Source organism: Betaproteobacteria bacterium (assembly GCA_016713305.1).
Lineage (GTDB): Bacteria > Pseudomonadota > Gammaproteobacteria > Burkholderiales.
This window is the reverse complement of sequence record JADJPK010000011.1, coordinates 164846-179210: the sequence shown is the minus strand read 5'-3', so window position 1 is coordinate 179210 and position 14365 is coordinate 164846. Positions and strand designations below refer to the sequence as shown.

The 14365-nt window shown below is 68.3% G+C and carries 10 protein-coding genes and 1 pseudogene; 9 read left to right on the top strand and 2 right to left on the bottom strand.

The features are described from left to right. Nucleotides 1-38: 38 nt before the first annotated feature. Genes IPK20_16130 through IPK20_16120 form a run of 3 tightly spaced genes read left to right on the top strand, consistent with a single transcriptional unit; the run spans nucleotide 39 to nucleotide 3240 of the window. Nucleotides 39-1289, top strand: coding sequence for an efflux RND transporter periplasmic adaptor subunit (locus tag IPK20_16130; GenBank protein ID MBK8018093.1), 1251 nt, complete (start codon nucleotides 39-41; stop codon nucleotides 1287-1289). Then, nucleotides 1289-2023 carry an ABC transporter ATP-binding protein gene (locus tag IPK20_16125; protein MBK8018092.1) on the top strand — a complete coding sequence of 245 codons (735 nt, stop codon included), beginning with the start codon at nucleotides 1289-1291 and terminating at the stop codon, nucleotides 2021-2023. Before IPK20_16130 ends, IPK20_16125 begins: the two co-directional genes overlap by 1 nt. After that, nucleotides 2020-3240 carry an ABC transporter permease gene (locus IPK20_16120; protein ID MBK8018091.1) on the top strand — a complete coding sequence of 407 codons (1221 nt, stop codon included), beginning with the start codon at nucleotides 2020-2022 and terminating at the stop codon, nucleotides 3238-3240. The genes IPK20_16125 and IPK20_16120 overlap by 4 nt, the downstream gene beginning before the upstream one ends. A 15-nt stretch (nucleotides 3241-3255) precedes the next feature. Here IPK20_16120 and IPK20_16115 read toward each other — a convergent pair whose 3' ends face one another. Both IPK20_16115 and queG read right to left on the bottom strand, forming a co-directional pair. Further along, entirely contained in the window at nucleotides 3256-3612 is a 357-nt protein-coding gene (locus tag IPK20_16115) for a hypothetical protein (GenBank protein ID MBK8018090.1), read from the bottom strand. A 133-nt stretch (nucleotides 3613-3745) separates the two neighbouring features. Continuing rightward, a complete protein-coding gene (gene queG, locus IPK20_16110) occupies nucleotides 3746-4819 on the bottom strand; it encodes a tRNA epoxyqueuosine(34) reductase QueG (GenBank protein ID MBK8018089.1) in 1074 nt (357 codons plus the stop codon). Nucleotides 4820-4996: 177 nt separating this feature from the next. Between queG and IPK20_16105 the strand changes: the two genes are divergently transcribed. From IPK20_16105 to IPK20_16080, 6 genes and pseudogenes are all read left to right on the top strand, one after another. Then, entirely contained in the window at nucleotides 4997-5404 is a 408-nt protein-coding gene (locus IPK20_16105) for a hypothetical protein (protein MBK8018088.1), read from the top strand. A gap of 129 nt (nucleotides 5405-5533) precedes the next feature. Beyond that, nucleotides 5534-6451 carry an efflux RND transporter periplasmic adaptor subunit gene (locus tag IPK20_16100; protein MBK8018087.1) on the top strand — a complete coding sequence of 306 codons (918 nt, stop codon included), beginning with the start codon at nucleotides 5534-5536 and terminating at the stop codon, nucleotides 6449-6451. Beyond that, nucleotides 6448-6624: a hypothetical protein gene (locus IPK20_16095; protein MBK8018086.1), complete on the top strand. Its 177-nt coding sequence runs from the start codon at nucleotides 6448-6450 to the stop codon at nucleotides 6622-6624. Before IPK20_16100 ends, IPK20_16095 begins: the two co-directional genes overlap by 4 nt. A gap of 10 nt (nucleotides 6625-6634) precedes the next feature. Continuing rightward, nucleotides 6635-9731: pseudogene (locus IPK20_16090) on the top strand (efflux RND transporter permease subunit). Next, nucleotides 9728-10984: a TolC family protein gene (locus IPK20_16085; GenBank protein ID MBK8018085.1), complete on the top strand. Its 1257-nt coding sequence runs from the start codon at nucleotides 9728-9730 to the stop codon at nucleotides 10982-10984. The pseudogene IPK20_16090 and the gene IPK20_16085 overlap by 4 nt, the downstream one beginning before the upstream one ends. A gap of 199 nt (nucleotides 10985-11183) precedes the next feature. Then, nucleotides 11184-14348, top strand: a complete 3165-nt coding sequence (locus IPK20_16080) for an efflux RND transporter permease subunit (GenBank protein MBK8018084.1) — start codon at nucleotides 11184-11186, stop codon at nucleotides 14346-14348. Nucleotides 14349-14365 lie beyond the last annotated feature (17 nt).

The following is a 14365-nucleotide window of genomic DNA, read 5'->3' as shown; positions in this document are numbered from 1 at the left end:
TGCATGGCACGTCGCCGTGCGCGAACACGGATGTGCCGATGACTCGAAGACTGATGTCGTATGCGCTGCGCGCGGGCCTGCTGGCCATCGTGGCGGCTGTCGCGTGGTACGGCTGGACGTACTGGAACAAGTCGAAGGTGAAGCCGCTCGCGGAGCGCTATCAGCTGGAAACCGTGGCCCGCGGCGACGTGGTGCAGACCGTCACCGCGAGCGGCACGCTGAACCCGGTCGTCCTGGTGAACGTCGGTACCCAGGTATCCGGCACGGTGCAGCGGCTGCACGCCGACTTCAACGACAAGGTGGACAAGGGTCAGGTGCTGCTGGAGCTGGACCCGACGCTGTTCCGTGCGGCCGTGGAGCAGAGCCGGGGCAACGTCGCCAACGCGGAGGCCGCCCTGCGGCTCGCGCTGGCGAACGAACGCAGGGCACGCGAGCTGTTCGGACAGGAGTACATCACACGCCAGGAACTGGACCAGTCCGTCCAGGCCCGCGAGGCCGCCGAGGCGCAGGTGCGGACCACGCGCGGCCAGCTCGCCCGCGACACCGCGAACGTGAACTACAGCGTGATCCGCTCGCCCGTGTCCGGCGTGGTCGTCTCGCGCCAGGTGGACATCGGCCAGACCGTGGCGGCCAGTTTCCAGACGCCTACGCTGTTCCAGATCGCGCAGGACCTCACCCGCATGCAGATCAACACCAACGTCGCCGAGGCCGACATCGGCAAGATCCGCGTGGAACAGCCCGTGAGCTTCACCGTCGACGCGTTTCCCGGACGGAAATTCCAGGGCAGCATCCGGCAGATCCGGCTCAACCCCATCATCCAGACCAACGTCGTCACCTACAACGTCGTCGTCGCCGTCGACAATCCGGAACTCATCCTGCTGCCGGGGATGACGGCCTACATCACGGTGGAGGTGGACCAGCGCAGCAATGTGCTGGTGATTCCCACGGCCGCATTGCGGTTCCGCCCCCGGGACGCGACGGCCGCCGCCGGAGAGCAAAAGACTTCTGCGGGACCCGCCCCGTCGACCGCGGGCGAACGGGGTGCCCGGCCCGCGGGGACGAACGGGCGCGACGGCGACGGCAAGCGGCCGGGACCCAAGGTGCACGTCGTGCGCGGCGAGGAACTCGTTCCCGTCACGGTCCAGACGGGCATCTCCGACGGCAAGTTCGTGGAGGTGACCGGCGGCGAGCTGAAGGAAGGCGACCGCGTCGCGGTCCAGAACCGCGTCTCCGACAAGGGTGGGGCCCTGTCTTCCGGCGGTGGCGCCCCTCGCATGCGGGCCTTCTGATGAGCGGGACGGAACCGGGCCGGCCGATCGTGGCCGTGAGCGGCCTGCACAAGCACTACGAGACTGCGGCAGGCCCCCAGCCCGTGCTGCACGACGTGAATCTCGTGATCCGCGCCGGCGAGTTCGTTGCGCTCATGGGACCGTCCGGCTCCGGCAAGTCCACGTTCATGAACATTCTCGGCTGCCTGGACACGCCCAGTTCGGGGCGCTACGAGCTGGACGGGCACGACACCTCCCGCCTCGATACGGATCGGCTCGCGCTGCTGCGTAACCGGTTCATCGGTTTCGTGTTCCAGGGCTTCAACCTGCTGCCCCGGGCGAGCCTGCTCGACAACGTCGCGCTGCCTCTCGTGTATGCGGGCATGCCGCGCGCAGCCCGGGAAGCCCGCGCACGGGAGCTGCTCGCTCGGGTGGGACTGGAAGCCCAGGCGGACCGGCGGCCCAACCAGATCTCCGGAGGCCAGCAGCAACGCGTTGCCATCGCGCGCGCGCTCGCCAACAAGCCGCATCTCGTGCTGGCGGACGAACCGACCGGCAACCTGGACACCACGACGAGTCACGAGATCATGGGGCTCTTCGCTTCGCTCAATGCGGACGAAGGGCTCACCATCGTGCTCGTGACGCATGAGATGGACGTGGCCCGCTTCGCGCAGCGGCTGGTGAGTTTCCTCGACGGACGGGTCGTTCTGGACGGACCCGTTCCTCAGGCCGGCGAGGCGGCCGTCGCGTCATGATCGGCGCCATCCTCGCCGAAGCGTGGCGCGCCATGGGCGCGAACAAGCTGCGCACCTTCCTCACCATGCTGGGCATGATCATCGGCGTGGGCGCGGTCGTGATCATGCTGGCCATCGGCGAAGGCGCCCAGATGATCATGCGCCAGACCATCGCCACCATGGGCAGCAACCTGTTCGTGGTGCTCTCCAGCTTCACCATGACCTCGGGCGTGCGCTCGGGCACGGGGTCCACTCCGACGCTCACGCTGAACGACGCCAATTCGCTCCGCGAACTGGCCACGGTGGCCAACGTGGCGCCCGTGCAGCCGGGATCGGCGCAAGTCGTGTACGGCTCGGTCAACTGGAACTCCCAGGTCTACGGCGTCACGTCCGCCTACATGGATGTGCGCGGGTGGGATCTGCAGTCCGGCGATCCCATCACCGATGCGGACGTGCGCACGGCCAACCGGGTGGCCATTCTCGGCCAGACGGTCGTCAACCGGCTGTTCGGGGACGAGGACCCCATCGGCAAGACCATTCGGGTGCGGGATGCCCCGTTCGTGGTGGCCGGCACCCTCGCGCCCAAGGGGCAGAGCTTCGACGGCCGCGACCAGGACGACACCGTGCTGGTGCCGCTCACCACCGCGCAGCGCAAGGTCTTCGGCAGCCCCTTTCCCAACAGCGTGCGCATGATCATGGTGCAGGGCGTCTCGGACGACCTGATGCCAGACACCGAGCAGGACATCACGGCGCTGCTGCGCGAGCGCCACCGCATCCAGGAAGGCATGGAGCCGGACTTCATGGTCCGCAACATGAGCGCGGCCGCCGACATCCAGGCGCAGACGACGCGCGTGATGTCGATGCTGCTGGGCGCCGTGGCGGCCGTCTCCCTGGTGGTGGGCGGCATCGGCATCATGAACATCATGCTGGTGTCGGTGACGGAGCGCACCCGCGAGATCGGCATCCGCTTGGCCGTGGGGGCGCGCTCGCGCGACATCCTCGCGCAGTTCCTGCTCGAGGCCATCATCGTGTCGATCCTGGGGTGCGTGATCGGTGTGCTGATGGGTATCGGCGTTTCTGCCTTGGCCACCGAAACCTTCGGCATCTACACGCAGGTCACCACTGCGTCGGTGCTCCTCGCCTTCGGCGTGGCGGCCCTGGTGGGCATCTTCTTCGGCTACTACCCGGCCCGCAAGGCGGCCTACCTCAAGCCCATCGAGGCGCTGCGGTTCCAGTGACCGGTCCGTACCGATTCAACGTTCCGGTTCGCGCACGAATTCGCCTTCGATGATTGTGCCGCCGGACGGCGGGGGCGTACCGGCCCCAGGCGGCGGTGCGCCGGCGGCAGCGCCCGCGGCCGCTGCGGCCTGCGCGGCCTGCTGACGGGCGACCTGTTCGCGCAACTGCCGGCGCACGTGGCGCGTTCTCCACCAGAAGTAACCCACCAGCACGGCGCCCACGACGAGTGCCACCGCGAGGATCACCACCGAGAAGAGTACGGCCCCCACGATCGCCACGGCACCGAGGATCACCGTGAGCAGCGTGCCGACGATGCCCTTTCCGCGGCCTTGTCCGCCGGTCCGCACGACTCCGATCCTGATTCGATTCATTCGCGTCTTCCCGATCCTGTCATTGTGGTGCTGCACGGTGCTTGCGAACGGCCCCGCCGCGCGCCGCGGCCGTTCCGGTCACGTTGTGCCGGTACGGCAGATTTCCAGCGCGCACTGCCGCGGACGGAGCCATTCATGTCCGCGCCCCGTGGCGTTCGAGCGCCCAGGCCACGTGCTCGCGGACCAGTGCAGACGGGTCGTCCGAGCGGCTCCGCAGCGCGCCGATCACCTCTTCCGAGCCCGGCGCATTGCCCAGCCCCACGGCCAGATTGCGCAGCCAGCGCTCGTGGCCGATCCGCCGGATCGCGCTGCCTCGCAGCCGCTCGTCGAACTGCGCCTGCGTCCACGCGAACAGGGACACGAGCGTGGCCGCATCGAGGCCGTTGCGCACGGCGAAGTCGTCGACGCCCGCCGGCCTGGCGTACTTGTTCCAGGGGCAGCAGAGCTGGCAATCGTCGCAACCGTAGACCCGGTTGCCCATGAGCGGACGAAGCGGCTCCGGGATCGGCCCCCCGTGCTCGATGGTGAGGTAGGAGATGCAGCGGCGCGCGTCGAGCCGGTACGGGGCCACGATGGCGCCGGTGGGACATGCCTGGAGACAGCGGGTGCAGCTTCCGCAGTGTTCCTGCCCGGTTTCGTCCGGCGGGAGCTCCAGATCGGTGTAGATCTCGCCGATGAAGAACCAGGAACCGGCTTCGCGATGCAGAAGCAGCGTGTGCTTGCCCCGCCAGCCGAGCCCTGCCTTGCGCGCGAGTTCCACTTCCATGACCGGAGCACTGTCCGTGAACACCCGATATCCGAAGGGTCCGACCCGCGACGCGATACGGTCCGCGAGCTGCTGCAGCCGCGACCGGAGAACCCTGTGATAGTCGCGCCCGAGCGCATAGCGGGAGATGTAGGCACGGCGGCCGTCCTGCAGGACGGTCGCGGCATCCGCCGTGCGAGGATCGAGATAGTTCATGCGCACCGAGATCACGCTCACGGTCCCGGGCACCAGCCCCGCGGGCCGTGCACGCAGACTCCCGTGGCGCGCCATGTAGTCCATCGTTCCGTGGAATCCGGCCTCGAGCCACGCCGCCAGGCCGGGCTCGGCCTCCCGCAAGTCGATGTCCGCGATGCCGGCCCCGTCGAAGCCGGCGTCTCGCGCGAGCTGGAGAATCTCTGCCTTGAGCGCGAGAGGATCGGGAATCGGGGACGGAGCGGACATCGCGGGAACGGGAGTGTCGAAGGGAGCCGGAGACGGGCATCGGAGTTTACCGGCGGCACAGGGAGGGACTAGCGGCACACGGGCTGGCGGCGCCATATGCATCGACAGATGCGGTCGCGGTCGTGCCCGTGCCGGGACATGTGCCAGAATGCGAGCCATCGCATGGGGAGACAAGGGATGACCCGGGGACGTTCCGTCGGCGTGCTGTTTCTGCTGGTCGCGTTCGCGCTCATCCAGACGTGGGCGCCGCTGTTGCACGCCCACGTCGCCCCCGCCGGCAGCACCGGTTCCGGCATCCATCTCCCCGATGGGACGGCCCTCGTTCCCCATTCCCACGGCAACCGCGCCACGGTGGTGGCCCGCTGCGGCCAGGACGAAGGGGCGCTGGTCACGGCGCAGACCGAACACCTGCGCAATGACCGCATGGGGGTCTCCAGCGATCCCGGCAGGAGTGCGGCACCGGCATTCACTGCCGTGCGTTCGCTCGCCGCCCAGGGCATCTTCCTTCGCTCGTCAACCGTCCGCGCCGGCGGCAGCATCGATGCCGCGCCTCCTTTCGCCATAGGCCCTCCCCTCCTCGTCTGACCCCGCTTCGACCGGTGCGCGCACGCACCGGCAAGGTCGACGGCCGTCTGCCACGCCGTCCGTCCGGCTCGACCGCCGGAGGACCGACCCGCAGCGGCTGCCGCCACGCAGTCATTCGAGGAACCACCCGTGACGAAGAACGCCTTTCGCGTGCTGGGTTTCGTGCTGGCCGGCATCGCCGCCTGCCCGCAGGCCCAGGACATCAAGCTCGATGCCCGCCAGATCACCGCACTGGGCATCGCCACCGCCAGCCCCGAGAGCCAGCCCGTCAGCGAGGTGACAGGCCTCGCCGCCGAAGTCATGGTGCCGAACAACCAGCTCCATGTCGTGAGCACGCCTCTGCCCGGACTGGTGGAGTCCGTGCTGGTCGCCGTCAACGAGCCCGTGAAGCGCGGCCAGGTGCTTGCCCGGATGCAGAGCTCCGCACTGGCGGAAGCGCAGCGCGGCTACCTCCAGGCGCTCACCCAGATGCAGCTTGCCCAGGCCAACCTGGACCGGGACCGCAAGCTTTCCGCCGAGGGCCTCATCGCGGAGAGCCGGCTGCTGTCCACCAGGGCGACCCACGTGGAGGCATCGGCGCTGCTGGCCGAACGCCGGCACGCCCTCAAGCTGGCGGGCATGGCGGACGGTGCGATCGACAAGCTCCAGACCGGTGCGGCGATCACGAGCAGCGTCACCGTGGCCTCGCCGGTGAACGCCGTTGTGGTGGAGCAGATGGCGCAGGCCGGCCAGCGCCTGGAGGCGTACACGCCGATCTACAAGCTCGCCCAGCTCGATCCGCTGTGGCTCGAGATCCAGGTGCCGCTCGCGCGCGCTGCAGGCGTGCGTGAAGGAGCCAAGGTGCGCGTGCCCTCGGCAGACGCCGCCGGCAAGATCATTTCCGTCGGCAAGAGCGTGACCCCGAAAGCCAGACCGTCATGCTCCGGGCGCTCATCTCGACCAACGCCCAGCGCCTTCGGCCAGGTCAGTACGTCGAGGCCTCCGTCGCGGCGGCCGCGGGCGGCGCGGCGCAATGGCGCATTCCCAGTGCGGCCCTGGCGCGGGTGAAGGATCACGTCTACGTGTTCGAGCGGACGGGGGCGGGATTCCGCGCACGCGCCGTGACCCTCGTCAACGAAGGCGCCACCAGTTCCATCGTGACCGCAGATCTGCCCGTCCAGGCGCAGATCGCGGTGGCCGGCGTGTCCGCACTGAAGGCTCGCCTCATGGAAACCCGCTGAAGAGGCCACCATGCTGACCCGCCTCATCGGCTTTTCCCTGCAGCAGCGTCTGCTGGTGCTCGCGGCGACCCTGCTGCTCGTCCTGTTCGGCGTGCGGGCATTCCTCACGCTGCCCATCGACGCGTTCCCCGACGTTTCCACCACCCAGGTCAAGATCATCGTCAAGGCGCCGGGCATGACGCCCGAGGAGATCGAGACTCGCATCGTCGCCCCCATCGAGATCGAGATGCTGGGCATCCCCCGGCAGCGGCTGCTGCGGTCCATGTCGAAGTACGCCATCGCCGACGTGACCATCGATTTCCAGGAAGGCACGGACATCTACTGGGCACGCCAGCAGGTGAACGAGCGCCTGGCGGGCGTCATGTCCGAACTGCCTGCAGGGGTGAGCGGTGGCCTCGCCCCCATCACCACTCCGCTGGGCGAGATGTTCATGTTCACCATCGAAGGGGGCGGACTTTCCCTCGACGAGCGGCGCACCCTGCTCGACTGGGTGATCCGGCCGCGCCTGCGGACGGTGCCGGGCGTGGCGGACGTCAACTCGCTCGGCGGGCACGTGCGCGCCTTCGAGGTGGTGCCGGACATCGCCGCGCTGGCGGCGCGCGGCATCCCCGTCTCCGATCTGCAGCACGCGCTGGAATCGAACAACCGCAACGACGGCGCCGGCCGCCTGACCGAATCGGAGGAGGCGCTGCTCGTCCGCGCCGAAGGCAGCATCCGCACGCTCGACGACGTGCGCGCCATCGTGGTGGCCGAGCGCAATGCCATTCCCGTCCGGGTCGCGGAGGTCGCCGAGGTGCGGATCGGGTCGGTCACGCGATACGGCGCCGTCACCAAGAACGGAGAAGGCGAAGCCGTACAGGGTCTGGTGCTGGGACTGCGCGGCGCCAATGCACGGCAGGTGGTGGACGGCGTGCGCGCCCGACTGGCCGAGATCGCGCCCCAGCTTCCGGCCGGGGTCACCACCAAGGTGTTCTACGACCGCGGCAATCTCGTGGAGCGCGCGGTGGACACCGTCTCGCGCGCGCTGCTCGAGGCCATCGTCCTCGTGCTGGTACTGCTGTTCCTGTTCCTGGGCGATCTGCGCGCTTCCATCGTCGTGGCGCTCACCCTGCCCCCTGTCGGCCCTGGCGACCTTCATCCTGATGGACCAGGCAGGCATGAGCGCCAACCTGATGAGCCTGGGGGGGCTGGCCATCGCCATCGGCATGCTCGTCGACGCGTCCGTCGTGGTCGTCGAGAACGTCGTGAGCCATCTCGCGCACGCGCCGCCCGAGCGTTCGAAGCTGCAGATCGTGTTCGATGCGGTACGCGAAGTCGCGCGGCCTGTGACCTCGGGCATCGTGATCATCGTCATCGTGTTCCTGCCGCTGCTGACACTCGAAGGGCTGGAGGGGAAGCTCTTCAAGCCCGTGGCGCTTTCCATCGTGTTCGCCCTGTCCGGTTCGCTGGTGCTCGCCCTGACGGTGATTCCCGTGGCCGGTTCGGTGCTGCTGGGACGCACCGCCCATCGGGATCCCTGGCTGGTGCGCCAGGCGCAGCGGCTCTATGCCCCGCTGCTCGAACGCGCGCTGGACAGTCCCAAGGCGGTGGCCGCGGTGGCCGTGCTCCTTCTGGCCGCCGCCACCGGCGCGTATCTCGCCACTGGCAAGACCTTCATGCCCACCATGGATGAAGGCGACCTCATCATGCAGCTCGAGAAACTGCCGTCGATCTCGCTCGACGCGAGCAACGAGCTGGACCAGCGCATCCAGAAGGCGATCCTCGCGCAGGTACCGGAGGTGACGAACATCGTGGCCCGTACCGGCGCGGACGAGATCGGTCTGGACCCCATGGGACTCAACCAGACCGACATGTTCATGGTGCTCAAGCCGCGGACCGAATGGCGCACGCCGGACAAGGATTCCATCATCGATTCGCTGCGCGCGGTGATGGCGGCCTTTCCGGGCGTCAACTTCACCTTCACCTAGCCCATCGAGATGCGCGTCTCCGAGATGCTCACGGGCGTGCGGGGCGATCTCGCCATCAAGATCTTCGGCCCGGACCTGGGGATGCTGAACCGGCTCGCTCAGCAGGTCGAGGCCCAGCTCAAGACGGTGCCAGGCAATCGCGACGTCTTCACGCTCACCAACGAAGGCGTGCAGTACCTGAAGGTGGACATCAACCGCTTCGCCACCGGGCACCAGAAGCTCACGGTGGACGAGATCGAGACGGATCTGCGCATCCAGCTCGAAGGACGCCGCGTCGGCACCGTGATCGAGGAAGGCCGCCGTACACCGCTCATCGTTCGCGGCCAGAGCAGTCTGCGCAGTTCCGGGGCGCTGTACCAGAACCAGAACGTGGTGATGCCGGACGGCAAGGCAGTCCCCCTCTCCACGGTGGCCCGTATCGCCCGGGTGGATGGTCCGGTCAAGATCGATCGGGAGAACGGCTTCCGCTACGCTGTCGTGCAGTCGAGCGTGGGCGGGCGCGATCTCGTCGGCTTCGTCGACGACGCCAAGGCCGCCCTCGCGGCAAAGGTGCCGTTGCCCCAGGGCTACCACCTCGCGTGGGGCGGCCAGTTCGAGAACCAGCAACGAGCCGCCGCGCGCCTGGCCGTGGTGGTGCCGGTAGCGCTGGCGCTCATCTTCATGCTGCTGTTCGCGACCTTCGGCTCGCTGTCTCAGGCGGCGCTGGTCTTCGCCAATATCCCGTTCGCGATGGTGGGCGGGATCGTCGCGCTGTGGGCCTCGGGGCAGTACCTCTCCGTGCCCGCCTCCGTCGGTTTCATCGCGCTGCTGGGCATCGCCGTGCTGAACGGCGTGGTGCTCATGAGCACGTTCAACCAGCTGCGCGATGCCGGCCTGCCCATCGACCGGGTCGTACGCGACGGTGCGTCCCGCAGGCTGCGCCCGGTACTGATGACCGCCAGCATCGCGGCCTTCGGTCTGGTGCCGCTGCTGTTCGCGACGGGCCCCGGGGCCGAGATCCAGCGGCCGCTGGCCGTGGTGGTCATCGGCGGCCTGGTCACGTCCACGGCGCTCACGCTGCTGATTCTTCCCCTGCTCTACCGGCGCTTCGGAGTGCGCCACGCGGCCTCCTCGGCTGCGTCCCTGGAGGTGCCGCGATGATCCGGACCGTCATGCTGTCGATCACCCTGGCCGCGAGCGCGGCCGGCGCATCGGAGGCCGATCCCGCGGCAGATCTGCCGCCCACGGCTCTGGTGGAGAAGGCCCTGGCTGCGTATCCGCCCGTGCGTGCCGCGCGCGAAGGCGTGGTGCTGGAGCTGGCGGGACGCCGCCGTCTCGAGGCGGGGCCCTACGAATTCGCGATTCGCGGCGGCTACCAGAATCACTCGCTTCCGGCGGGCCGTTTCTCGGAGGTGGAAATCGGCATCGAGCGGCCGATCCGCCTGCCGGACAAGGCCCGCATCGACGTCGAGCTGGGGGACCAGAATGTCGAGCTTGCCCGGCGCGCCTCCTACAGTGCCTGGTGCGACGGCGCCCGCCATCTGCTGCAGCTCTGGTACGGATGGGCGCGCGAGAACGTCCAGCTCGCGCTGTGGAGCCAGCAGCTCCAGGCCCTGAACGAGCAGGCGAGCATCGTGAGACGGCGGGCCGCGGCGGGCGATGCGCCCCGGGTGGAGGCGAACCTCGCCGAAGCGTCGGCGGCGCAGGCCGAGGCCGTCGTCGAGAACTACCGTGGCCGTGAGCAGGGTGCGCGGGCCGCGCTGGAGCGGACGTTCCCCGCGGTGCCGGTCCCGGGGATCGCCTCGGTCGGCCGGCCGCAACCGCTGGACCAGAGTCTCGACTGGTTCGTGGATCGCGTACGGGCCCACAACGACGAGGTGCGGCTCGCGCGCGCGGCCTCCCGGCGCGGCCTGCTCGTGGCGAAACGGGCGCATGCGGAGCAGCGGCCGGATCCGGCCGTGGGGGTGCGGCTCGCCAACGACAGGAGCGCATCGGACCGCATCGCGAGCGTGTACGTGGTCGTGCCGCTGCCCGGAGAGGCACGGCGGGCCCTGGCCGACGGCGCACGTGCGCAGGCCGCGGTGGCGGCAAGTCACGAAGCAGCGGTCGTCCAGCGAGTGTCGGCAGACGTGGCGCGCATGCATGGCGAGGCGCGCGGCGCTTTCAATGCGTGGGAAAAGGCCCGCTCGGCCGCCGAGGGCATGCAGCGCAACGCCGAATCCATGAACCGGTCGTGGCAGCTACGGGAGGCCTCGCTCTCCGAGGTTCTGGTGGCGCGCCGCCTCGCCCTCGAATCGGCGCTCGCGGCGGCGATGGCCAGGATCGAAGCCGAGGAAACCCGTTACCGCCTGCTGGTCGAAGCGCATGTCCTCTGGAACGATCCCGAGGAAGAGGCGGAGGAACACAAGGACTGACGCGGCCGACACGGCCCGGCCGGCCGCAAGGGCGAGATCCGCGGGCACGCGGGCTGCTCCACGACGCGGGCTCCTCCGGTCCCTGCCGATGACCTATCATTCGCGGTCCATGGTCCTTCTTTCACCGCTCCGCTCATCCATTCCGCACGGCCGGCGCTGCGGCACGCCTGGCGCTCGCTTCCGGTAAGCGCCTTCCGCCATGTGGATCGTCCAGCTCGCCCTGCGCCGCCCCTACACGTTCATCGTGGTGGCGCTGCTCACGCTGATCATCGGACCGCTGATGATCCTGCGCACGCCCAGCGACATCTTCCCGTCCATCAACATTCCGGTGATCAGCGTCATCTGGCGCTACACGGGCCTGGCCTCCGAGGAGATGGAAGGCAGGATGGTGTCCCAGTTCGAGCGCGCGATGACGGCCACGGTGAACGACATCGAGCACATCGAGTCGCAGATCGTGAACGGCGTGGCAGTGGTCAAGGTGTTCTTCCATCAGGGCACCGAGATCCAGACGGGCCTGTCCCAGATCGTCGCCATTTCGCAGACGGTCATCAACAATTTCCCGCCGGGCGCCACGGCCCCCCTCATCCTGCAGTACAGCGCCTCCACGGTGCCCATCCTGCAGCTCGCGCTGTCGAGCAACACGCTCGCCGAGCACGAGATGAACGATCTCGCCAACAGCTTCATGCGCACCCAGCTCGCGACGGTGCAGGGTGCCGTGCTGCCGTTTCCCTACGGCGGCAAGGTGCGGCAGATCATGGTGGACATCGATCCGCGCCAGCTGCAGGCCAAGGGTCTGACCCCGCAATCGGTCGTCGACGCCCTCGGACAGCAGAACCTGATCCTGCCTACCGGCACCATCAAGCTGGGCGCGCTCGAATACGACGTGGCCCTGAACGGCAGTCCGCGCAGCGTCAAGGAGCTGAACGACCTGCCGATCCGTTCCGGCCCGAACGGGACGATCTTCATCCGCGACGTCGCCCATGTGCGCGACGGCTTCCAGCCGCAGATCAATGTCGTGCGCAGAGACGGCCAACGGGCGGTGCTCCTGACCATTCTCAAGTACGGCAGCGCCTCCACCCTGGACATCGTGCAGCGCGTGAAGGACGAGCTGCCGCGCATCCGTGCCGGCTTGCCACCCGAACTGGACATCCAGACCGCGCTCGATCAGTCGCTCTTCGTCCAGGCAGCGGTGGACGGCGTCGTGCACGAAGCCATCCTCGCGGCCTGCCTCACGGCGCTCATGATCCTGCTGTTCCTCGGCAGCTGGCGCAGCACGCTGATCATCACCATTTCCATTCCCCTTTCGATCCTCGTGTCTCTCTCGCTGCTCTCCGCGCTGGGCGAGACCATCAACATCATGACGCTGGGCGGCCTCGCGCTGGCGGTCGGCATTCTCGTGGACGACGCCACGGTCGCCATCGAGAACATCACCCAGCACCTGGAACAGGGCAAGTCGCTGGAGCGTGCCATCCTCGATGGCGCAGGTCAGATCGCGCTACCCACGCTGGTGTCGACGCTGTGCATCTGCATCGTGTTCGTGCCCATGTTCCTGCTGACGGGTGTGGCACGGTACCTGTTCGTGCCCATGGCCATGGCCGTGGTCTTCGCGATGCTGGCCTCCTATTTCTTCTCGCGCACGCTGGTGCCCACGCTGGCGAAATACCTGTTGCGGGGCCACACGGACGTGCATGGCCACCACGCCCGGCGCAGCGCGTGGCGCAGCCTGCATGGGCGATTCGAGTCGGGCTTCGCCTCGATGCGCAACGGCTATCGGACGCTGCTGGAACGCAGCATGGAGGCGCCGGCCGCGTTCTCGATTCTCGTGCTCGCCGTATGCGTGGGAACGGCCGCTCTGGTGCCCTGGGTGGGCCGGGACTTCTTCCCCTCGGTGGACGCGGGACAGATAAAGCTCCACCTGCGCGCCAAGACCGGCACGCGCCTGGAAGAGACGGCGCGGCTGTGCGACCTGGTGGAGAACCGCATCCGGCAGATCATTCCGCCTGCAGAACTGGAGGCGATCCTCGACAACATCGGCCTGCCCACCAGCGGAACCAATCTCACGTACAACAACTCCGGGACCGTGGGCCCTGCCGATGCCGACATCGTCATCTCGCTCAAGCCCGGCCATGCTCCCACGGAGAACTACGTCCGCCGGCTGCGCAAGGAACTGCCAGAGCACTTCCCCGGCGTGATGTTCTACATGCTGCCCGCGGACATCGTGAGCCAGATCCTCAATTTCGGGCTGCCCGCCCCCATCGACGTGCAGGTGGTCGGCAACAAGGTCGCCGAGAACCGCAAGTTCGCCATGGCGCTTTTCGAGCAGCTGAAGACAGTGACGGGCATCGCGGACCTGCGCATCCACCAGCCCTTCGACCAGCCCAAGCTGGACGTGGTGGTCGACCGCGTGCGCGCGCAGCAGGCCGGGCTGTCGCAGCGGGAGATCGCAGGCAACCTGCTCATCACGCTGAGCGGCAGCTTCCAGACCAGCCCCACGTTCTTCCTCAACCCGAAGAACCGCGTCACGTACAACGTGATCACCCAGGCCCCGCAGTACCGCATGGATTCCCTCGACGCGCTGAACAACATTCCGGTACGGACGACGGAGCAGGGATCGAGCGGCATCCTCGGCAGCCTCGCCTCGGTGAGCCGCGACACGGAGCGGGCCGTGATCAGCCACTGGAACGTGCAGCCGGTGCTGGACATCTACGGCGGCATCCAGGGGCGCGACCTCGGCGGCGTGGCCGACGACGTCGACCGGATCGTCAAGGCCGCGGAAAAGGATCTTCCCAAGGGCTCGCGGCTCATCGTCCGCGGGCAGATGGAGACCATGCAGAGCTCGTTCAGCGGCCTGCTCTACGGGCTGGTCTTCGCCATCGTCCTCGTGTACCTGCTCATGGTGGTCAACTTCCAGTCGTGGCTCGACCCTCTGATCATCATCTCCGCATTGCCCGCGGCACTGGCCGGCATCGTGTGGATGCTGTTCGTCACGGGCACCACCATCAGCGTGCCGGCCCTCACGGGCGCCATCATGGCGGTGGGCATCGCCACCGCGAACAGCATCCTGGTGGTCAGCTTCGCCCGCGAACAGATGCGCGACGGCGCCGAGGCCTTCACAGCGGCCCTCGAGGCCGGCATCGGCCGGTTCCGGCCCGTGCTGATGACCGCACTCGCGATGATCATCGGCATGATCCCCATGGCCATGGGCATGGGCGAAGGCGGCGAACAGAACGCGCCGCTGGGCCGCGCGGTGATCGGCGGGCTGCTGTTCGCCACCGTGGCGACGCTGTTCTTCGTGCCGGTGGTATTCGCGATGGTGCACGGCTGGCGGACCGGCCGCGCGGACGCGGCGCATGCCAGCGCCTGAATTCGAGGGAGCGAGAG